Annotated in this window: 15 protein-coding genes, 1 tRNA gene and 1 other RNA gene; 3 read left to right on the top strand and 14 right to left on the bottom strand. The window is 61.9% G+C overall.

The genetic code is table 11. The annotated features are described in order from the left end of the window. Positions 1-53: 53 nt before the first annotated feature. From bcsA to bcsR, 3 genes are read right to left on the bottom strand one after another with little or no spacing between them, the layout of a single operon-like run. Complete coding sequence (bcsA, locus tag CKW09_RS00565) at positions 54-2,657, bottom strand: UDP-forming cellulose synthase catalytic subunit (RefSeq protein ID WP_095094969.1); 2,604 nt, start codon at positions 2,655-2,657, stop codon at positions 54-56. Then, positions 2,654-3,391, bottom strand: a complete 738-nt coding sequence (gene bcsQ / locus CKW09_RS00560) for a cellulose biosynthesis protein BcsQ (protein ID WP_061797930.1) — start codon at positions 3,389-3,391, stop codon at positions 2,654-2,656. The genes bcsA and bcsQ overlap by 4 nt, the downstream gene beginning before the upstream one ends. 3 nt (positions 3,392-3,394) lie before the next feature. Then, positions 3,395-3,586 (bottom strand): cellulose biosynthesis protein BcsR, encoded by a 192-nt coding sequence (gene bcsR / locus CKW09_RS00555; protein WP_061797929.1) that lies wholly within the window; start codon positions 3,584-3,586, stop codon positions 3,395-3,397. Positions 3,587-3,786: 200 nt separating this feature from the next. Between bcsR and bcsE the strand changes: the two genes are divergently transcribed. From bcsE to bcsG, 3 genes are read left to right on the top strand one after another with little or no spacing between them, the layout of a single operon-like run. Then, a complete protein-coding gene (bcsE, locus tag CKW09_RS00550) occupies positions 3,787-5,355 on the top strand; it encodes a cellulose biosynthesis protein BcsE (protein WP_095094966.1) in 1,569 nt (522 codons plus the stop codon). Further along, entirely contained in the window at positions 5,342-5,545 is a 204-nt protein-coding gene (bcsF, locus tag CKW09_RS00545; RefSeq protein ID WP_061797927.1) for a cellulose biosynthesis protein BcsF, read from the top strand. The genes bcsE and bcsF overlap by 14 nt, the downstream gene beginning before the upstream one ends. Next, a complete protein-coding gene (gene bcsG, locus CKW09_RS00540; protein ID WP_061797926.1) occupies positions 5,542-7,194 on the top strand; it encodes a cellulose biosynthesis protein BcsG in 1,653 nt (550 codons plus the stop codon). The genes bcsF and bcsG overlap by 4 nt, the downstream gene beginning before the upstream one ends. A gap of 245 nt (positions 7,195-7,439) precedes the next feature. On the opposite strand, the gene dppF is transcribed toward bcsG, so the two are convergent. The 11 genes from dppF to uhpA all read right to left on the bottom strand — a co-directional run bounded on the left by dppF (position 7,440) and on the right by uhpA (position 19,773). Next, a complete protein-coding gene (dppF, locus tag CKW09_RS00535; protein WP_061797925.1) occupies positions 7,440-8,429 on the bottom strand; it encodes a dipeptide ABC transporter ATP-binding subunit DppF in 990 nt (329 codons plus the stop codon). After that, entirely contained in the window at positions 8,426-9,406 is a 981-nt protein-coding gene (dppD, locus tag CKW09_RS00530; RefSeq protein ID WP_061797923.1) for a dipeptide ABC transporter ATP-binding protein, read from the bottom strand. Before dppD ends, dppF begins: the two co-directional genes overlap by 4 nt. A gap of 15 nt (positions 9,407-9,421) precedes the next feature. Beyond that, the gene (gene dppC / locus CKW09_RS00525) at positions 9,422-10,324 is read right to left on the bottom strand and encodes a dipeptide ABC transporter permease DppC (protein WP_061797922.1); all 903 of its coding nucleotides are present in this window, start codon (positions 10,322-10,324) and stop codon (positions 9,422-9,424) included. 11 nt (positions 10,325-10,335) lie between these two features. Continuing rightward, entirely contained in the window at positions 10,336-11,355 is a 1,020-nt protein-coding gene (gene dppB / locus CKW09_RS00520) for a dipeptide ABC transporter permease DppB (RefSeq protein ID WP_061797921.1), read from the bottom strand. A gap of 168 nt (positions 11,356-11,523) precedes the next feature. Further along, the gene (gene dppA / locus CKW09_RS00515; protein WP_061797920.1) at positions 11,524-13,131 is read right to left on the bottom strand and encodes a dipeptide ABC transporter periplasmic-binding protein DppA; all 1,608 of its coding nucleotides are present in this window, start codon (positions 13,129-13,131) and stop codon (positions 11,524-11,526) included. 632 nt (positions 13,132-13,763) lie between these two features. Further along, positions 13,764-15,455: a glycosyl hydrolase family 18 protein gene (locus CKW09_RS00510; RefSeq protein ID WP_095094963.1), complete on the bottom strand. Its 1,692-nt coding sequence runs from the start codon at positions 15,453-15,455 to the stop codon at positions 13,764-13,766. A gap of 393 nt (positions 15,456-15,848) precedes the next feature. Then, a non-coding RNA gene (locus tag CKW09_RS00505) (RtT sRNA) lies at positions 15,849-15,977 on the bottom strand. Between the two features lie 35 nt (positions 15,978-16,012). After that, a tRNA-Pro gene (locus CKW09_RS00500) sits at positions 16,013-16,089 on the bottom strand. A 120-nt stretch (positions 16,090-16,209) separates the two neighbouring features. After that, positions 16,210-17,541: an MFS transporter gene (gene uhpC / locus CKW09_RS00495; RefSeq protein ID WP_061797917.1), complete on the bottom strand. Its 1,332-nt coding sequence runs from the start codon at positions 17,539-17,541 to the stop codon at positions 16,210-16,212. 94 nt (positions 17,542-17,635) lie between these two features. After that, positions 17,636-19,183 (bottom strand): signal transduction histidine-protein kinase/phosphatase UhpB, encoded by a 1,548-nt coding sequence (gene uhpB / locus CKW09_RS00490; RefSeq protein WP_095094960.1) that lies wholly within the window; start codon positions 19,181-19,183, stop codon positions 17,636-17,638. Next, positions 19,183-19,773, bottom strand: coding sequence for a transcriptional regulator UhpA (gene uhpA / locus CKW09_RS00485; protein WP_061797915.1), 591 nt, complete (start codon positions 19,771-19,773; stop codon positions 19,183-19,185). Before uhpA ends, uhpB begins: the two co-directional genes overlap by 1 nt. Positions 19,774-19,813 lie beyond the last annotated feature (40 nt).

The raw sequence follows: 19,813 nt of genomic DNA, 5'->3' as shown, positions 1-19,813 counted from the left end.
TCAATGTTGGAGCCTGTTCACCGGGCAAGTGAGCGGGCGGTTTGAACTCGCAGCTAACCCACTGTCTCTTTTTGAGAGAATGCCGGATCGCGACCGACGCCATGCGGAATAAATGACGCCAGCCAGGCGATCAGCGACGTCAAGCCGACCAGCAGACCACGCACCATCGGCGGGGCGTAATCCGCCATACGCACATACCCCCGGAAACCCAGCGCCAGCACGTCGCGCAGGCTTTCGATCGGCTTGTCCTCAGGGAACCCGTCCTGCCACAGCGCCCAGGTATCGGCGCGGGCAAAGGTGCACTGAATAAAATCAATGTGTTCGCGGGTGGACAGCTCGACCAGGCGCACCCCCACCTTGCTGCCGAAGGCGCGCGTCACCACGCACGGGAAGCTGTATTCCTGCTGGCCGCGCTTGAGCAGCAGCGAAACCTTGTCGCCGTCTTGCAGGGCGTCCGCCACCCGCATCTCGATCCCCACGCCGCCATCGGAGTAATCGCGCAGCGTACAGGGGAACAGGTGCCCGTCGCCGCGCGCCACCGCGGCCGGCATGGCGATCTCCACGCGGTGCGACTGCCGCACCTGCTTGGCTTCGACCGCCACCGCCACCGCGCCGCCGAGAATGGTCATGTTATACAGCACCCACACCAGGCTGATGATCACCGTCATCACTTCATCGGCCGGGCCATAGCCCAGCCGCCAGATGCCGAACGCCAGCCCGGCCAGGTTCAGCACCACCAGGAACATGTAGGGCCGGGTGATCACCCAGTCGACGTGCTCCTCCTCCACCAGTCCGCCTTTGGCGGTGACGTTGAACTTGCCCTTGTGCGGGTTGAACAGCGCCACCGTGGTCGGGCGGGCGATATACCACGCCAGCACCGTTTCGTAGATTTCACTCCAGAACGAGTGGCGGTATTTGCCCTGGATGCGCGAGTTGGTCAGGCTGGCGTGGATCATGTGCGGCAGCACGTAGAGCGCGATCGCCAGCGCCGGCGCAAAGATGATGTAGGCGTGCAGCAACAGAAACGCCAGCGGCGCCGTCAGGAAGATCAAGCGCGGAATGCCCGACAGGAAATGCAGCATGGCGTTGGCGTAACACAGGCGCTGCGCCAGCTTCAGCCCCTTGCCCAGCAGCGGGTTGTCCAGCCGGAAGATCTGCACCATGCCGCGCGCCCAGCGAATGCGCTGGCCGATGTGCGCCGACAGGCTCTCGGTGGCCAGCCCGGCGGCTTGCGGAATGCGGATATAGGCCGAGGTGTGCCCGCGCCGGTGCAGGCGCAGCGAGGTATGGGCGTCTTCGGTCACGGTTTCCACCGCGATGCCGCCGATCTCGTCCAGCGCGCTGCGGCGCAGAATGGCGCAGGAGCCGCAGAAGAAGGTGGCGTCCCACATATCGTTGCCGTCCTGCACCAGGCCGTAAAACAGCGTGCCTTCGTTCGGCGTCTGGCGGAATCGCCCGAGGTTGCGTTCGAACGGGTCAGGCGAGAAGAAATGGTGCGGCGTCTGCAGCATCGCCAGCTTTTTGTCCTTGAAGAACCAGCCCATGGTCAGCTGCAGGAAAGAACGCGTCGGCACGTGGTCGCAGTCGAAAATCGCCACGAATTCGCCGGTCGCCTGCTTCAACGCATGGTTGATGTTGCCGGCCTTGGCGTGCTCATGGGTCGGCCGGGCGATGTACTTCACGCCGATCTCTTCGGCAAACGCCCGAAACTCCGGGCGATTGCCGTCGTCGAGCAGGTAAATGCCGATCTTGTCTTTCGGCCAGTCGATGCCCAGCGCCGCATAGAGGGTGGGTTTCACCACCGCCAGATCCTCGTTGTAGGTCGGCACCAGCAGATCGACGGTCGGCCAGTTTGCGCTGTCGGCAGGCAGCGGCACCGGCTGGCGGTTGAGCGGCCAGAGGGTCTGGAAATAGCCCAGCACCAGCACCACCCAGGCATAGGTTTCCGCCGCCAGCAGCAGCAGGCCGCAGGTCAGGCTCAGCGGATCATCCCAGTTGAGCGTGGCGGTGTAGCGCCACCACAGGTAGCGGCAGGAGACGGTCAGCGACAGCACGATCAGCATCAGGCCCGGCAGGCGCCCCGGCACGCGCCGCACCACCATCGCTATCCCCCACAGCAGCAGCACAAACACCAATTGCGCCGACAGGTCGAACGGCTGGGAGATGCACAGCAGGGCGAGGATCGCCGCCAGCACGCTCACCAGGACAAACAGCGCGCGCCGCATGCCGCGGCTCAGGCGGCTCAGGCGCTCCACCGAGCGTTGCTCGACGCCGGCGCCGGCCAAACGCTGCGGAATGCTTTGCAGCCAGTGGGCGTAGCGCAGCTGCAGCCGACGCCAGCCGGCAAAATAATGGCGCCCCATCGGCGCGCGGCCGCTGCGAAACAGCAGCAGCCACAGGCCCTGCAGCAAATAGCGTACCCCGTCCGCCGGTCGCGGCCGTTCGGCGGACAAATGCGGGAACCAATAGGCGCGGCCGGCGCGCACGCGCCGCCAGGCCGGGGATTCAAACCGCAGGAACAGCCAGCCGAGCGCCGCCAGCAGCGCGGTGAAAAAGGCGGTCGGCGCCGACGAGCCCTGGCGGCGATAGCCGCGATAGCGCGCCTGCACCGCCTGACGGACCGGCGGCACCAGCAGCAGGCTCAGCACCCGGCTCATGGCGCCTCGCCCTTCAGGTTGATCAGACACCAGTTGGCCAGCGTCAGCACTTCGTCCGCCGCCAGGCTTTCGGGGCGGTATTCTCCCAGCGGCTGCTTCACCGCCAGCGCTTCCGCCAGCGCCTCATCGCGATGGATCACCACCGGCAGCAGGCCGCTCAGGGTTTGCAGCCACAACTGGTGCAGATCCTGCTGCAGCCGGCTGGCCGAGGAATAATGATTGATCAGGAAGCGGCAGCCTTCCGGCAGCGCCTGTTGATGAAGGCGCACCTGGCAGTTGGCATCGGGGTTAAGCAGCACGAACACGCAGTCGGCAAGCCGCAGCGCCTGCTGCGCCAGCACGCCGTCTCCGGCGGGCGCGTCCAGCAGGATCCAGCGGTGCCGCGCGCCGGCAACCAGCTGCGCCAGGTTGTCTCGCCAGCGGCCGGGGTTATCCAGACACTGTTGCTGCACATCCAGCCGTTCCGCTGGGTTTAGGCGGCCAAAGGGCAAAAAATCGAGGTTTTCATCATAGCGCATCGCGCCTGCGGCCCAGCTTTCGCCGTCCCGCTCCGCGCGGGCCCAGCCGCGCGCCAGCTCGAATGGCGTATTGAAATGCAGACGCAGCAGGTTGTCCGGCGAGAAATCGATCGCCAGCACCGACTCCCCCAGCTGCCGCAGCGCCCAGGCGAGCGCCGCCGTGACCGACGTCGTGCCCATTCCGCCCCGCACCCCTTGCAGCGCAATCACCGGCATAGGTCAGCGGCTCCCCGTGGTCTGGGCCAATTCGGCCAACAGCGGCCAGCGCGTCATCATTTGCGACAAACGCTCCTGACGCGAAATATCGACGTAGCTTAATTTGGGTAAGGAAAAAGCCTGACCGAGGGCCAATAGATCGTCCTGAGTTTCCGGCGGTGCCACTGCGTGAAAGTGCGTCAGCGAATTATTCATTTTTCCGCCTTTAAAAAAATAGGCTAATGTTAATTAACTATAGCAACGTTAGAAAAAGATATAGCCAATAAGATGATTCCTAAGCGATATTATTACACAGATTGGCGTATTTGTTATTATTGATGTCAATGTTACAATTATTGAATAGCCATACCGAGTTGGCCCGCAACGACACTTTCAACGAAAGTAGAAAATATCCTATGGCGCAATCTTTTTCTTTAGGCATTCGGCAGATTTGGGAAGAGCTGTCTGTTATGCAGTCCCCGGGCCTTTATTGGGTCAATATCGACCGGCAAACCGACGCCGGTCTGCTCTGTCAGCAAACCCTGGCCGCCCAGGCCGCCACCAGCAAGGCCGCGCTGATTTGCAGCGGCGAGAAGCCCGACCGGCTGCTGGCTGAGCTCGCCTCTCCCGCCCTGAAAAAGCTGCCGCTCTACCAACTGCCGGAGAAAAAGGCCGCGCTGATGCACCTCAGCGACGACCTGATGCGCGCGCTGAAACCACGCAACCGCCTGTTAATCCTGCTGGCCCACGCCAGCCTGTGGCAAACCTTCACCACCGAAGAGCTGCGCGACTGGTCGCGCGCCATCGCCGGCTGGCTGCGGCGGCAAGGCTGCACGCTGCTGATCCTCAGCCACGGCAGCGGCGTCAATAAACTCAAAGGGCAGCTCAGCGCCCAGCACCGCATACTGAACGGCCTGTCCAGCCTGCAGTGGCAGCAGGACAGCGCCCAGTATCTGGTGAACTGGTGGAGCACCGAAAACGGCATCAACGCCAACCAGCTGCTGACGCTGTATGCCGGCGAGCGCGGCTGGCAGGGCGATGAGGACGGCAAAAAGCCCTCGCCCACCGCCATCCGCAGCGATGAAGGCCACTATCTGGCCGAACGCAGCATTCTGGAGGGCGCGCCGCCGCTGTCGGCCAACTGGCAGCTGCTGGACAGCAACGCCCAGCTGGCGCAGCACGGCATGCTGACGCTGTCGGCGACGCTGATTTTCGCGCTGTACCAGAGCGATCAGATCGACGCACTGGCGCACCAAATTCACGGCCTGCGCCGCAGCCGCGGCAGCGGCCTGAAAATCGCGGTGCGCGAAATGAGCGCCAGCCTGCGTTACAGCGACGAACGCCTGCTGCTGGCCTGCGGCGCCAACCTGATCGTGCCGCACGTCGCGCCGCTGTCCCGCTTCCTGACCATGCTCGAAGGCATTCAGGGGCAACGCTTCGCGCGCCACGTTCCCGCCGACATCGACGTCCTGCTGGCCGGCCTGCGCCCGCTGCAGCTGAAAGGCTATATGCGGCCGCACGACTTCAGCCAGGCGGTGAGCTCGCTGATGGGCAATACGCTGCTGCCGGAAGACGGCAAAGGGGTGATGGTCGCGCTGCGCCCGGCGCCGGGGCTGCGCGCCGAACAGGCGATGACCCTGTGCCATCTGCGGCGCTTCGGCGACGTGATGACCGTGGTGCAGGGCAGGCTGGTGCTGTTCCTCTCCACCTGCCGGATCAACGATCTGGATACCGCGCTGAAGTTCATCTTCCGCCTGCCGGTGGACGAAGCCTTCAGCAACCGGGTGGTGTGGCATCAGGATGTCGACATTATCTCGGAAATCAAACGCATGGCGCACGGCGGCGGGCCAGCCCCGGCGACGGAAGCCGTCGTCGCCGCGCCGCGCCAGAAGGCGGCCGCCGCCGAAGACGCGCCGGAGCGGCGCCAACCGGTCGCCTTCACGCTGGCGACCGGCGCACAGGAGGAAAAACATGCTGAACCTTAACGACATCGTGCAGCTGATCGTCCTGTGCGCCCTGGTGTTCATCCCGCTGGGCTACGCCTTTCACCGGCGTTTCCCGCACTGGCGGCAATACTGGCAAAACCTGTTGTTATCACCGCGCTATTTAAAATCTGCCGGGTTATGGGTGCGCGAAGGATCTTCATCTCAGATAAAAAGTAAGAAGCAGCCATGAAGCCAAACACGAATACGCAACCCGATCACTCCCTGTGGCGCTATTGGCGCGGCCTGGGCGGCTGGAACTACTATTTTCTGGCGAAATTCGCCCTGCTGTGGTTCGGCTACCTGAACTTCCACGCGTTGCCGAACCTGGTGTTCATGGCGTTCCTGGTGATGCCGATACCCGCGATGCGCCTGCACCGCTGGCGGCATTATGTGGCGATCCCCATAGGTATCGCGCTGTTTTATCACGACACCTGGCTGCCCGGCATCAACAGCATTCTCAGCCAGGGTTCGCAGCTGACCGGCTTCAGCGCCCAGTACCTGCTGGAACTGGTCAACCGCTTTATCAACTGGCAGATGATCGGCGCCGCCTTCGTGCTGCTGATCGCCTATCTGTTCGTGGCCCAATGGGTGCGCGTCACGGTGTTTACCGTGGCGGCGCTGGTATGGCTCAACCTGCTGAACATCGCCGGCCCGGCCATCTCGCTGTTGCCGGCCGCGACCGCCCCTGCGGCCCCCGCCGCATCGGCGACGCCGGCGGCGGCGGCGGTCGATAACGCGCCGGCCGACAGCCTGCCGCCGACCAGCGCCAACCTGACGGCCTATCTGAATCAGTTCTACGATCGGGAAAAAACCCGCGCCACCGCCTTCCCGGCGGCGCTGCCCGCCGACGCGCAGCCGTTTGACCTGCTGGTGATCAACATCTGTTCGCTGGCCTGGGCCGACATGGAAGCGAGCAACCTGCAAAATCATCCGCTGTGGTCGAAGATGGACATCATGTTCGACAACTTCAATTCCGCGACCGCCTACAGCGGCCCGGCGGCCATTCGCCTGCTGCGCGCCAGCTGCGGCCAGCCGTCGCACCACGATCTGTATCAGCCGGTGAATCAGCAGTGCTATCTGTTTGATAACCTGGCCAAGCTGGGCTTCAAGGAACAGCTGATGCTGGATCACTCCGGGGTATTCGGCAACTTCCTGAAAGAGCTGCGCGAGCAGGGCGACATGCAGGCGCCGCTGATGTCGCAGGCCGGCATCGGCAACGAACTGGCCTCGTTCGACGGCGAACCCGTTTACAACGATTTGGAGCTGCTCACCCGCTGGCTGGATCAGCAACAGAAGGCCGGCGACGGCGCCCGCAGCGCCACCTTCTTCAACATCATCCCGCTGCACGACGGCAACCGCTTCGTCGGCTCCAACAAGAGCGCCGACTACGCGCCGCGGGCGCAGAAGCTGTTCGATCAGTTGAACACCTTCCTCGACCAGCTGGAGAAATCCGGCCGCAAGGTGATGGTGGTGATCGTGCCGGAACACGGCGCGGCGTTGGTGGGCGACAAGATGCAGATGTCCGGCCTGCGCGATATCCCCAGCCCGAACATCACCCATACCCCGGTCGGCATCAAGCTGGTGGGCATGGCCGCGCCGCACCAGGGCGGCCCGCTGCAGGTCAAAACGCCGAGCAGCTATCTGGCGCTGTCGGAACTGGTGTCGCGGCTGGTGGACGGCAAGGCGTTCACCGCCCCCGGCGTCGACTGGCAGGCGTTGACCCAGGGATTGCCGCAAACGCCGGTCATTTCTGAAAATGATAACGCCATCGTGATGAAATATCAGGACAAGACCTATATTCGGCTGAACGGCGGCGACTGGGTGCCTTATCCGCAATAACCCCATCGGGCAATAAGCGAAGCGCGCCGCCGGCGCGCTTTTTTATTTGCTGAGCCGCCAGTTAAATAACCTGCTTATTATTTCCATGTAAATCTTATTTCAAATAAGCCGCCGTCGGCATGTGATTAGGCACAGCGCCCAGATAAATATAATCAACCAGGTCGCGGCAATAACCCGTTGATAAAAACCGAATAAAAAAAACGCCGGCATCGCGCCGGCGTTTGCATAGGGCATCGGCGGGGCCGTCAGGCGCCGGGATGCTCGTCCTGATCGACCGCGAAACAGGCCACCATCTGGTCGCCATACCGCTTCAGCTGCGGCTGCAGCTGGGTGCAGGTGCCGAAGGCGCGACGGCAGCGGGCGTTGAACGCACAGCCCGGCGGCGGGTTCATCGGGCTCGGCAGCTCGCCGGTCAGCTTGATGCGCTCGCGGCGCATATCCGGGTTCAGCCGCGGCGTCGCCGACAGCAGCGCCTGGGTGTAGGGGTGGCGCGGGTTGTTGAAGATCGCGTCTTTGCTGCCCTTCTCCACGCAGCGGCCCAGGTACATCACCATCACTTCGTCGGCGATATGCTCCACCACCGACAGGTCGTGCGAGATGAACACGTAAGACAGCCCCAGCTCCTGCTGCAGGTCCATCATCAGGTTCAGCACCTGCGCGCGCACCGAGACGTCCAGCGCCGACACCGGCTCATCGGCGATCACCACGTCCGGGTTCAGCATCAACCCGCGGGCGATGGCGATGCGCTGGCGCTGGCCGCCGGAGAACATGTGCGGATAGCGGTCGTAGTGCTCGGTCTTCAGGCCGACCTTCGCCATCATCGCCAGCGCCTTCTCGCGCCGTTCGGCGCCGCTCAGCGAGGTGTTGATCAACAGCGGCTCCTCGAGGATCTGCCCGACCTTCTTGCGCGGGTTGAGCGATCCGTAAGGATTCTGGAACACGATTTGGATCTTCTGCCGCCGCAGCTTCTCGGCGGTGACGTCCGGCTTCAGCAGATCTTGCCCCTGATAATACAGCTCGCCGCCGGTCGGCACTTCGATCATCGTCAACAGACGGCCGAGGGTCGACTTGCCGCAGCCGGACTCGCCGACCACCGCCAGCGTCTTGCCGCGCTCCAGGGTAAAGGAGACGCCGTCCAATGCCTTGACCAGCCGTTCCGGCGCGAACATGCCCTTTTTGACCGGGTAATGCTTCTTCAGGTCGATCGCCTGCAGTAAAGGTTGATTCTGGCTCATACGGTCGGCCTCCCCGCATCATCCAGCGGTGTGTGACATTTAACCTGACGGCCGGGAATGCTGCGCAGTTCCGGCTCCTCATTACGGCAGCGCTCATTGGCGTACGGACAACGCGGATTGAGCAGGCAGCCGGTCGGGCGATCGTATTTGCCCGGCACCACGCCCGGCAGCGAAGCCAGCCGCGCCTTGTCGGCGGCGAACTCCGGCAGCGCGCGCAGCAGCGCCTGGGTATAAGGATGGCGCGGCGCGCGGAAAATTTCCGCCGCCTTGCCGGATTCCACCACCTGGCCGGCGTACATCACGATGATGTGGTGCGCGGCCTCGGCGACCAGCGCCAGGTCATGAGTGATCAGCAACAGCGCCATATTTTCGCGCTGCTGCAGATCCAGCAGCAGCTCGATGATCTGCGCCTGGATGGTCACGTCGAGCGCGGTGGTCGGTTCATCGGCGATCAGCAGCTTGGGCCGGCAGGCGATCGCCATGGCGATCATCACGCGCTGGCTCATGCCGCCGGACAGCTGATGCGGGTAAACGTCCAGCCGCGAGGCCGGATCGGGAATGCCCACCTGGTTCAGCAGGTCAATGGCCCGCTGGCGGCGGGTGCGGCGATTGCCGCCCTGATGCACCTTCAGCGCCTCCATGATCTGGAAGCCGACGGTATAGCACGGGTTCAGGCTGGTCATCGGGTCCTGGAAGATCATCGCCACTTCGGAGCCGACCAGCTGGCGACGTTCCTTCTCGGAAATTTTGCGCAGGTCCTGGCCGTTGAACTCCAGCTTGTCGGCCATCACCTTGCCGGGGAAATCGATCAGCCCCATGATCGCCAGCGAGCTGACGGACTTGCCGGAGCCGGACTCGCCGACAATGCCGACCACCTGCCCTTGATCCACGCTGTAACTGATGCGGTCTACCGCGCGGAACGGGGTGCCTTCGTCACCGAAGTGCACCGAAAGCTTGTCTACATTCAATAACGCCATCTCTCTCGTCCTCTGTTACTGCTTGAGTTTGGGGTCGAGAGCGTCACGCAAGCCGTCCCCCATCAGGTTAAATGCCAGCACCGTCAGCAGGATCGCCAGGCCGGGGAAGGTCACCACCCACCAGGCGCTTTGCGCGAACTGCAGTACGTCGGAGAGCATGGTGCCCCACTCCGGCGTCGGCGGCTGCGCGCCCATGCCGAGAAAGCCGAGGGCGGCCATGTCCAGAATGGCGTTCGAGAAACCGAGAGAGGCCTGAACGATCAAGGGCGCCAGGCAGTTTGGCAGTATATTGATGAACATTTGGCGCAGCGCGCCGGCGCCCGCCACCCGCGAAGCGGTGACGTAGTCGCGGTTCACTTCCACCAGCACCGCCGCGCGCGTCAGGCGCACGTAGTGCGGCAGGGCGACGAAGGTCAGCGCCAGCGAGGCGTTGACGATCGACGGCCCGAATACCGCCACCAGCACCAGCGCCAGCAGCAGGCTCGGCAGCGCCAGCATGATGTCGACGACGCGCATGATAACCGCGTCCACCACGCCGCCGAAGTAGCCGGCCAACAGGCCGAAGATCACGCCCATGATCAGCGACAGCACCACCACCAGGCAACCGACCAGCAGCGATAGCCGCGCGCCGTACATCAGGCGCGACAGCACGTCGCGGCCCACGTCGTCGGTGCCGAGAATATATTGCCAGCTGCCGCCGTCCTGCCAGACCGGCGGCTTGAGCAGCGCGTCGCGGAACTGATCCGCCGGCGCGTGCGGCGCCAGCACGCCGGCGCCGAGGGCGATCACCAGCATGATGACGATATACACCAGGCCGACCACGGCCCCTTTATTGCGCTTGAAATAGTGCCAAAACTCCTGGAACGGGGTCATCGGCTTCGGCGCACCTTTAACTGCAGACTCAGTGATTTGAGACATGAGAGCGCCCCTTATTTCTTGTGGCGAATACGCGGGTTGACCACGCCGTAGAGCACGTCTACCAGCAGGTTAACCAGAATGATCATACAGGCGACCAGCAACACCCCGCCCTGCACCACCGGGTAATCGCGGCGCTGCAACGCATCGATCAGCCAGCGCCCCAGGCCCGGCCAGGAGAAGATGGTTTCGGTCAGAATGGCGCCGGCCAGCATGGTGCCGACCTGCAGCCCAATCACCGTCACCACCGGCAGCAGCGCGTTGCGCAGCGCATGCACCACGATCACCCGCATGCGGCTCACGCCCTTGGCGCGCGCGGTGCGAATGTAGTCTTCGCCCAGCACTTCCAGCATCGAGGAGCGGGTCATGCGCACAATCACCGCCAGCGGGATGGTGCCCAGCACGATGGCCGGCAGGATCATGTGCATCACCGCGTCGGCGAAGTCGCCCGGCTCGCCCCAGATCAGGGTGTCGATCAGCATAAAGCCGGTCAGCGGCAGCGTATCGTCCAGGAACACCGTGTCGCTGATGCGCCCCGACACCGGCGTCAGGTTAAGCTGCACCGACACCAGCATGATCAGCATCATGCCCCACCAGAAAATCGGCATCGAATAGCCGGTCAGCGAGATGCCCACCGCGGTGTGATCGAATATCGAACCCCGCTTGACCGCCGCCAGCACGCCGACCGGAATGCCGACCAGCACGGCGAAGATCATCGCGCAAAAGCCCAGCTCCAGGGTGGCCTGGAAACGCGGAACGAATTCGCTCCAGACGGAGATGCGGCTTTTCAGTGAGGTGCCCAGATCGCCCTGCAGCACATTGGACACGTAGGAGAAATACTGTTGGTAGAGCGGCTTGTCCAGCCCCATTTCCGCCATCAACTGCGCATGGCGTTCTGCGGAGATCCCGCGTTCCCCGGCCATGATGGTCACCGGGTCGCCGGGGATCATATGGACGAATGCAAAAGTCAGCAACGTTATGCCGATAAACGTTGGGATAACTAACCCCAAACGTCGGAGTATGAACTGCAACATATCCCGAACTCTCTGTATCAATGCCCGGCAGCTCATCGTCCGCCAGGCTTATTAAAGCTCACACACTATGAACAATCCTGGTGCCATACGCCGGAGACTGGCCAGCAGGGGCGCAACCTGTTGCGCCCCTGCAAGTCCATTCGTGCGTCTCCGGTTTAACGGTCAGAATCAGTCTAAAGAGACATTCTCAAAGTGATGCTTACCAAGCGGATCCACGACGTAGCCCTTCACTTCCTTACGAACAGGTTCGTACACGGTGGAGTGAGCGACAATCAGCGCCGGAGCCTGATCGTGCATCACCACCTGAGCCTGCTTGTACAGTTCGATGCGTTTGTCGTGGTTGGATTCGGCGCGCGCCGGTTGGATCAGATCCTCGAACGGCTTGTAGCACCAGCGGGAATAGTTGGAGCCGTCTTTCGCCGCGGCGCAGCTGAACAGCGTGGCGAAGAAGTTATCCGGATCCCCGTTGTCGCCGGTCCAGCCCATCATCACCGTCTGATGTTCGCCCGCCTTGGCGCGCTTGAGGTATTCACCCCACTCATAGGTCACGATTTTAGCCTTCACGCCGATCTTGGCCCAATCGTTCTGGATCATTTCCGCCATGCGGCGAGCGTTCGGGTTGTAGGGACGCTGTACCGGCATCGCCCACAGGTCGATGCTGAAACCGTCGGCCATGCCCGCTTCTTTCAGCAGTTCTTTGGCCTTGGCCGGATCGTAAGCGTAATCCTGCACCGCGTCGTTATAGCCCCACATGGTCGGCGGGATCAGGTTTTTGGCCGCCTGGCCCGCCCCCTGATACACCGCGTCGATGATCGCCTGCTTGTTGACCGCCATGGTCAACGCCTGGCGCACCTTCAGGTTATCCAGCGGTTTTTTCTCGACGTTGAACGACAGATAACCCACGTTCAGCCCCGGCTGTTCCATCAGGTTGATGGTTTTGTCCTGCTTCATGCGGGCGATATCGGCCGGGTTCGGGTACGGCATCACCTGACATTCGTTTTTCTGCAGCTTGGCGTAACGCACCGAGGCGTCCGGCGTGATGGAGAACACCAGGCGGTCGATCTTCGGCTTGGTGCCCCAGAAACCGTCAAACGCCTTGTAGAGGATCTTGGAGTCTTTCTGGTATTGCAGCAGCTGGAACGGACCGGTGCCGATCGGGTTCAGGTCCACCTTCTCCGGCGTGCCGGCCTTCATCATCGCGTCGGCGTATTCGGCGGACAGGATAGAGGCGAAGTCCATGCCCAGGTCGGCCAGGAACGGCGCCTCCGGACGGGTCAGCACGAAGCGCACGGTGTTGTCGTCCACCTTCTCGATTTTCGAGATCAGCTTCGGCATGTCCATGCCTTCGAAGTACTCGTAGCTGCCGCCGGACACTTTGTGGTAGGCGTTATTCGCGTCCAGCTGACGCTCGAAGGAGAACACCACGTCGTCGGCGTTGAAGTCGCGGGTCGGTTTGAAGTTTTTGCTGCTCTGCCACTTCACGCCTTTGCGCAGGTGGAAGGTGTAGGTTTTGCCGTCTTCGCTGACGTCCCATTTCTCAGCCAGGCCCGGCTGCAGTTCGGTGGTGCCGACTTTGAATTCGACCAGGCGGTTGTAGATCGGTACCGAGCTGGCGTCGTAGGTGGTGCCCGAGGTGAACAGCTGGGGGTTGAACCCTTCCGGGGAACCTTCAGAACAGTAGACCAAGGTTTTGGCCTGTACGCTGGCCGCGACGGTCAGTGCGACCAGCCCGATGCCGAATTTCAGAATCCCTGATTTACCCAAGGAACTTGTCATCGTTAGTGCTCCATTGTGTGATGTGATGTGTGTATACCCAGCGGCTGGAAAGCCATGGGTAGTGACTGCCAGAACCCTATATTTTTTATTGCGCGGCCTGTGCAGTCGGGCGCCCGAAGGCAGAAGGAGCAATGGCGCGAGAACGCCGGATGGAACGCATCGCAGCGGGGACGTCTGAGCGCGTGGAATTCACTCAAACTGCTCTCGCTCTTGCCCCTGAGGCTACCAAATTGCCAACTGTTTGGGGTGTCGTCAATATAACCAGTGGGGATTTACGCAGACTGTGAGAAACAGCAAACAAACATAAAAAAAACCTTTTTTTAACAGTTGCAGCATTAAAATTTATGCTAAGCGGTCATTTTTAGTTCAATGGTCTAAGTCACAACAAGTTACTGGTTTTTAACTCCGTTAAAAAACTAAAAAAGTTTGTTGCTGAATGATGAATATCTGAACGGTTATTTTTGTGATCGGCGTTAAAAACAGGAGGAAATGCTGACCCATCACCCAAAAGAGTGAGGCGGTTGGACGGTTTTTGATCGAGGCCCCGCCACAATCTGTGTGACGTGAAAGAACTTTCTTCGGCGAAAAAGCCGGGGGCAAAAGGATATCCCCCGGCAAGGTGCTGCAACCGATTATTGAACGCCGGCGCCGTTGCCCAGGCTGACGTTCATATTGTTGAGAATATCACCGTTGTCGGCGTCGATTTCCCAGGAGAACAGGCCGCCCAGCTGCTTGTCCAACACATACTTGCCCTTCGCCTGCACCGAACGCGCATCGTCGAAGGTGATCAGATCGCCGGTGGACGGCTTGAACACGTACGGCGCTTCCGCGGCGGCGTCGTAGCTGTACTGCCATTCGCCGCTCATAAATTCGTTGGCGATTTGGCGGTAATCGACGATGCCGTTTTCCCAGGTGCCCTTGACCGGCCCGGTGGCGCTGCCGGTGAACGGAATGTTGTTCTGGTAGCCGTTCACGCCGGTCCAGCCGCGGCCGTACATGGCGGTGCCGACCACGATTTTGCCCGGCTTCACGCCCTGCGCCAGCAGCGCGTTGACGCCGTTAACCGTGGTATAGGCGGTGTCCGGCTTCCAGGACGGCGCTTTCAGCGCGGTTTGGTGCCCGAGGTTCTTCAGATCGAAGGCGCCATAGAAGTCGTAGCTCATCAGGAAGATGTGGTCCATCGAGTTTTGCGCGCTGTTGTAGTCCACCTTGTCGATCTTGTCCTTGCCGGCGCTGATGGCGGAGGTCAGCTCATATTTGCGGCCGGTTTCCACCGACAGCTGGTCCAGCATGGTCCGCAGCTCTTTCATCAGCAGCACATAGGTTTCCCCGTCCTGCGCGCTGCCCAGTTTCGGGTTGGCGCCCTGCCCGCCCGGGAATTCCCAGTCGACGTCCACGCCGTCAAAGAACTTCCAGGTCTGCAGGAACTCTTTCACCGAGCCGACAAAACGGTCGCGCTTCACCTTGTCGCCCATAAAGAAGAACGGATCGGACAGGGTCCAGCCGCCGATCGACGGCAGGATTTTCAGCTCGGGGCGCGCCTGTTTCAGCGCCATCAGCTGGCCGAAGTTGCCTTTGTAGGGGTCATCCCAGGCGGTGACGCCCTTCTGGCCTTTCTGCAGCGCGGCGAACGGATCGTGGATGGAGACCTTGAAGTCCTCACGGCCCTGGCAGGAACGCTGCAGCGCCTGGAAGCTGCCTTCGATCTCTTTCAGGCTGTCGTTGATGCCGTCGCCGCCGCAGATCGGGATGAAGCCGTACAGCAGATGAGTCAGGTTCTGCGCCGGGATCTTATCGACGGTGAAATTACGGCCGTACACGCCCCATTCGACGAAATACGCGCCGACGACCTTGCCGGAGTCCTGCTTGTAAGGCTTATTCTTTTCCAGCAGCGGCTCTTTTAACGGCGCCAAATGACTGCCGTCGGTATCGGCCACCACAATTTCGGTCGCGTCGCTGGCGGTGCACCCCTCGGCATTGCATAACGCCACCTGCATTTGATAGCGCCCGCCTTTATTGACCTTGAAATTAGCCGTGCCGGAAGCGCCGGTCGAGGCGCCGCTCCACACTTCCTTGCCGTTCAATAATACTTTTGCCGTGGTGCCGGTATCGCCATTCCATAAATTCCATGAAACAGAAACGTCGGCGGCGTTTTTTACCTTCACCAAATTGTTATAGGCGGTGGCGGCCTGATCGACTTCCACGATGGCGAACTTGGTGTTGCCCCAGGCCAGCGTCGGCTTGCCCGGCGCGGCGGCCTGCGCCGCAGAACACAGCGTGCTGCCGATCAGCAACGCCAACAGCGGTTTATTAAGTTTGCGCATAACTGATTCCTTTATTCCGAGAGGATAAACGTAAAAGCTTTAATCATCGCCGCTCACTGCCGGATAAAATAATCCCGCAATAATCCGGCAAGATTAAAGTGAATAAATGACCGTTCGTTTTTCCACGCCACGGAAATTAATCATTCCCGTTTCGTGTACTCAGACTATAGATAAAAGCTCGGTTAAAACAAGAGCGCCATCAACCGGGTTTTATTGTTCAACAATGAATTTATTTAAATATAAAAATAAGAAGGCAGGATAAATAAGGAAAGTGAATTCATTAATGAGGAAGGATAAATATATTTCAACAAGGGGGCGATTTCCAGGAGGAATGAGGCAAACGCAATCTGCGGGCGAAAAAAACCTGCTTTAAAAAGCAGGTTTTTCGAATGGTGGTCGGCGAGAGAGGATGATGCGCATCTGCGATGCTTGCCCTGCGGGCCGTCGCTAAAGCAACGTGGTCTCGCTGCGCTCGGCTCAAACCTCCTTCGGAGGTTCTCATCCTCATAAACTGCGGGCGAAAAAAAACCTGCTTTAAAAGCAGGTTTTTCGAATGGTGGTCGGCGAGAGAGGATTCGAACCTCCGACCCACTGGTCCCAAACCAGTTGCGCTACCAAGCTGCGCTACTCGCCGATGCGGGGCGCATCTTACTGCTGGCGGTTATAGGCGTCAATCACTTTTTTGCCCCGCCGTTTCAAGTGCTGATAAAAGCGCCATAATGCGCCGCACCGGGTGCGGTGCGGCGCATTTCACTCAGGCCTTGGCGGGCTTCAACGCCGGTGACTGCGCGCGCAGGAACGGCAGCAGGAACAGCGCCGACAGGCAGGCGGCGATGGAGATCACCACGAAGAAACCGTTCCAGTGCCAGATTTCCATCACCCGGGCGATCGGATAGCCGGACAGCGCCGCGCCCAGGTAAGCGAACAGGCCGACAAAACCGGTGGCCGCCCCGGCCGCATCCTTGTGCGAACACTCCGCCGCCGCCATGCCGATCAGCATCTGCGGCCCGAAGATGAAGAAGCCGATGGCGAAGAAGCACGCGGCCTGCAGCAGATAGCTGAAGCCCGGCATGATCCACAGCGCCGCGACCGACAGGAAGATGCCGATGGCGAAGATCAGGTTCATCGGGCCGCGGTTGCCGCGGAACAGTTTGTCGGAGCCCCAGCCGGCCACCAGCGAGCCGATAAAGCCGCCCACCTCAAACAGCGAGATCGCCGAGTTGGCGGTCATCAGCGAATAGCCTTTCTCCTGCGTCAGGTACAGGTTGCCCCAGTCGTTGATCGCGGTGCGCACGATGTACACCAGCACGTAGGACACCGCCAGCAGCCAGATGTATTTGTTGGTCAGCACGTAGCGTTTGATGATTTCGCGATTGGTCAGCCCCTGGCCTTCAGATTCCTGCACCAGCTCCATGGCGTCGTTGCGCCATTTGCCGACGCTCGGCAACCCCATGGTGGACGGCTTGTCGCGCAGGCGCCAGCACATCAGCAGGCCCAGCGCCACGCCGATGATGCCCGGAATGATCATGCCGTAGCGCCAGCTGAAATGCAGCGAGATAAAGCCCACCAGCAGCGGGATCAGCGCGCCGCCAAAGTTGTGCGAGGTGTTCCAGACGGCCCACCAGCCGCCGCGTTCGGAGCGCGAATACCAGCTGGTGAGAATTTTGGAGCACGGCGGCCAGCCCCAGCCCTGGAAGAAGGCGTTGAGGATCCACAGCGTGCCCAGCATCAGCAGCGACGAACTGAGGCCGAAGAAGATATTCAGCACCCCGGTCATGATCAGGCCCAGCCCCATGAAATAGCGCGGGTTGGAGCGGTCGCTGATCATGCCGGAGATGAACTTCGAGCAGCCGTAGGTGATGTAGAACAGCGTGCCGAGGATGCCGACGTCGGACATCGTCAGGCCCAGATCGCTCAGCATCGCCGGCATGATGAAGTTGAAGCTTTTGCGCGTGAAGTAAAACGCGGCATAGCCGATGTACATCGTCCACATCAGTTGGATACGCCAGTATTTGTAGCTGGCGTCGATCTGCCGTTGATCGGTGACCTGCGGCGCATCCGGGCGGCTTTTAAGGAAAGACCACATGTGAAACCTCAGAGAATGAGAAAAGTGCCGCTATCATGCGGCGCGCACGCGCGAATGGCTTACGCCGGATTCCCGCCGCCGCTAGGAGTTTTTCCTAGTTTTGCCCTTCTGCCGGCGAAACTGTGGGCAAGATCACAGTCAAACAGGCGCCCTGCCCGGAGGTCAGCCGCAGGCTGCCGCCCAGCGCGCTGATGCGTTCCCGCATGCCGCGCAGGCCGTAACCCGGCTCATGGCTGGCCAGATCGATGCCCACGCCGTTGTCGCGAATGCTCAAGGCTATCTCCGGCGGCCGGTCCTTGCGCTTATGCAACCGCGCCTCCAGCTCAACCCGGCTGGCGCCGGCGTGCCGACAGACGTTGGTGATCCCCTCCTGACACACCCGGTACAGCGTGATCTTCAGCGTTTCATCCAGCAGCTCGTCCGGTACCTGCCACTGCATGCTGCTCGTCAGCGAGGCGTCCTGCGGCAGCGATTCGCGCAGCATCGCCGCCACCGCCGCCGACAGCGGCAGATTATTCAACGCCGCCGGCCACAGCTGGGTCAGCACGTCATGCACGCCGTCGTACACCCGCAGCGCCAGCGCGTCGATGGCCTCGGCGCAGCCGACCACCCGCGGCTCAGGCGCCAGGCGTTTGACAATGCTGGCCTGGGTGCGGATCACCGTGATGGTCTGGCCAACCTCATCGTGCAGTTCGCGCGCCACCTCGCGGCGGGTTCGTTCCTCCGCCGTCACCAGCGCTCGCGCCAGCTGGCGGTTCTCCGCCAGCCGCAGCCGCAGCCGCAGCTGCTGGTTCAGTTCGCGCTGCCGCTGGATGCCGGCGCCGAGCAGCAGGCCGGTCAGGCTCTGGGCCAGCAGCGAAAGCAGCAGATCGCGATGCGAATCCGGCTGCGGCGGCTCGTTGGCCACCAGCGCCACGCCGTTGAGCAGGGTCGCCAGCAGCGCCCCCTGCCAACCGTAGCGGTAGGACATGAACAGGATCGGGATTGCCAGGCAGAAAGGCGCGAAGCGGCGCAGCTCGGCGACGTTCACCTGCTGCTGCAGCCAGATGCTGAGCGCGAACAGCAGCAAATAGCTGGCCAGATGGCGCAGCCGCAGCGTTACCGGTTTGTGGATCAGGCCCGGCTCCAGCGGCACCCAAATCTGGCGCGCCAGATAGTGCCACAACAGCAGGCAGGTCGGCGCCAGGGTGAAACCGCCCGCCAAACCGAGCAGCAGCACCCGCGCGCCGTCGCCGCTCACCAGCTGCCACACCAGCGCCTGCAGGGCGGCCGCCACCGCCACCACCGCCCCCTGCAGCAAGGGCCAGCGCCATTCGCTGTCGCTCTGTTGGTGGCGCAGCAGCCAGGGGGAAGCCAGCAGGCTGAGCAACACCGTCAGCGCCAGCACCGCCATCGAAGCCCACAGCGCCGGCCCATAGCCGAACTGATCCGCCAGCAGCGCCATCAGCAGCAGGTCGGCCAGCAGAATGCCGGGCCAGAAACGGTGCGGGCTTTGCAGCAAAATGCCCATCCGCAGGCCGAACGGGAACAGCAGCAGCGCCTGCCATGGCGGGTCGATCAGCGCGGTGCCGATGCCCCACAGGCAAAACGCGCTGGTGCCGTAGATGAAGAACAGCGCCAGCTGGGTGAACAGCCGCTGCATCACAGGTTAAGCATCCGCTTCGCCAGCTCGACGTTGTTGCTGATGCCCAGCTTGGCGAACAGGTTGGCGCGGTGCACGTGCACCGTCTTCGGCGACAGCCCCAGCGCGGCGGCTATTTCCCGCACTTCCCGGCCCTGCGCCAGCAGCAGCGCGACCTCGCGCTCGCGGCGGGTCAGCGGATCCACCTTCACCCGCGCCAACTGCTGGGCGATTTCCGGCATCAGGTACACGCCGCCGCCGGCGACGGTGCGCACCGCGGTGATCAGATCTTCCGGCTTGCAGCGTTTGGAAAGGAAACCGCTGGCGCCGCGCTCCAGCGCCATCTCCACCAGCGCCGGGTTGTCGTGCATCGACAGCATCACCACGCGGATGCCGGAGGGAATGTCCGCCAGCAGATCCAGCCCGCTGCCGTCCGGCATCGAAATATCGCAGACGCAGATCTCCGCTTCCAGCCCGGGCAGGCCGGCGCGCGCCTGCGCCGCGCTGCTGAACTCGCCCACCACCTGAATGTCCGCTTCCAGCGACAGCAACTGCACAAAGCCCGAACGCACAATGTCATGATCGTCGATAAACGCCACGCGCAGGGTCATGGGATCTCCGGTGTGAGGGGGAAAGTGCGCAAGTATACCG

The organism is Serratia ficaria (genome assembly GCF_900187015.1).
Classification (GTDB): Bacteria; Pseudomonadota; Gammaproteobacteria; order Enterobacterales; family Enterobacteriaceae; genus Serratia; species Serratia ficaria.
This window is presented reverse-complemented; position numbering and strand designations above follow the sequence as displayed.

Bases quoted from the DNA above. Each gene is read 5' to 3' on its own strand.
- bcsA (WP_095094969.1), bottom strand. From the start codon at position 2,657: ATGAGCCGGGTGCTGAGCCTGCTGCTGGTGCCGCCGGTCCGTCAGGCG.
- bcsQ (WP_061797930.1), bottom strand. From the start codon at position 3,391: ATGCCGGTGATTGCGCTGCAAGGGGTGCGGGGCGGAATGGGCACGACG.
- bcsR (WP_061797929.1), bottom strand. From the start codon at position 3,586: ATGAATAATTCGCTGACGCACTTTCACGCAGTGGCACCGCCGGAAACT.
- bcsE (WP_095094966.1), top strand. From the start codon at position 3,787: ATGGCGCAATCTTTTTCTTTAGGCATTCGGCAGATTTGGGAAGAGCTG.
- bcsF (WP_061797927.1), top strand. From the start codon at position 5,342: ATGCTGAACCTTAACGACATCGTGCAGCTGATCGTCCTGTGCGCCCTG.
- bcsG (WP_061797926.1), top strand. From the start codon at position 5,542: ATGAAGCCAAACACGAATACGCAACCCGATCACTCCCTGTGGCGCTAT.
- dppF (WP_061797925.1), bottom strand. From the start codon at position 8,429: ATGAGCCAGAATCAACCTTTACTGCAGGCGATCGACCTGAAGAAGCAT.
- dppD (WP_061797923.1), bottom strand. From the start codon at position 9,406: ATGGCGTTATTGAATGTAGACAAGCTTTCGGTGCACTTCGGTGACGAA.
- dppC (WP_061797922.1), bottom strand. From the start codon at position 10,324: ATGTCTCAAATCACTGAGTCTGCAGTTAAAGGTGCGCCGAAGCCGATG.
- dppB (WP_061797921.1), bottom strand. From the start codon at position 11,355: ATGTTGCAGTTCATACTCCGACGTTTGGGGTTAGTTATCCCAACGTTT.
- dppA (WP_061797920.1), bottom strand. From the start codon at position 13,131: ATGACAAGTTCCTTGGGTAAATCAGGGATTCTGAAATTCGGCATCGGG.
- CKW09_RS00510 (WP_095094963.1), bottom strand. From the start codon at position 15,455: ATGCGCAAACTTAATAAACCGCTGTTGGCGTTGCTGATCGGCAGCACG.
- uhpC (WP_061797917.1), bottom strand. From the start codon at position 17,541: ATGTGGTCTTTCCTTAAAAGCCGCCCGGATGCGCCGCAGGTCACCGAT.
- uhpB (WP_095094960.1), bottom strand. From the start codon at position 19,183: ATGCAGCGGCTGTTCACCCAGCTGGCGCTGTTCTTCATCTACGGCACC.
- uhpA (WP_061797915.1), bottom strand. From the start codon at position 19,773: ATGACCCTGCGCGTGGCGTTTATCGACGATCATGACATTGTGCGTTCG.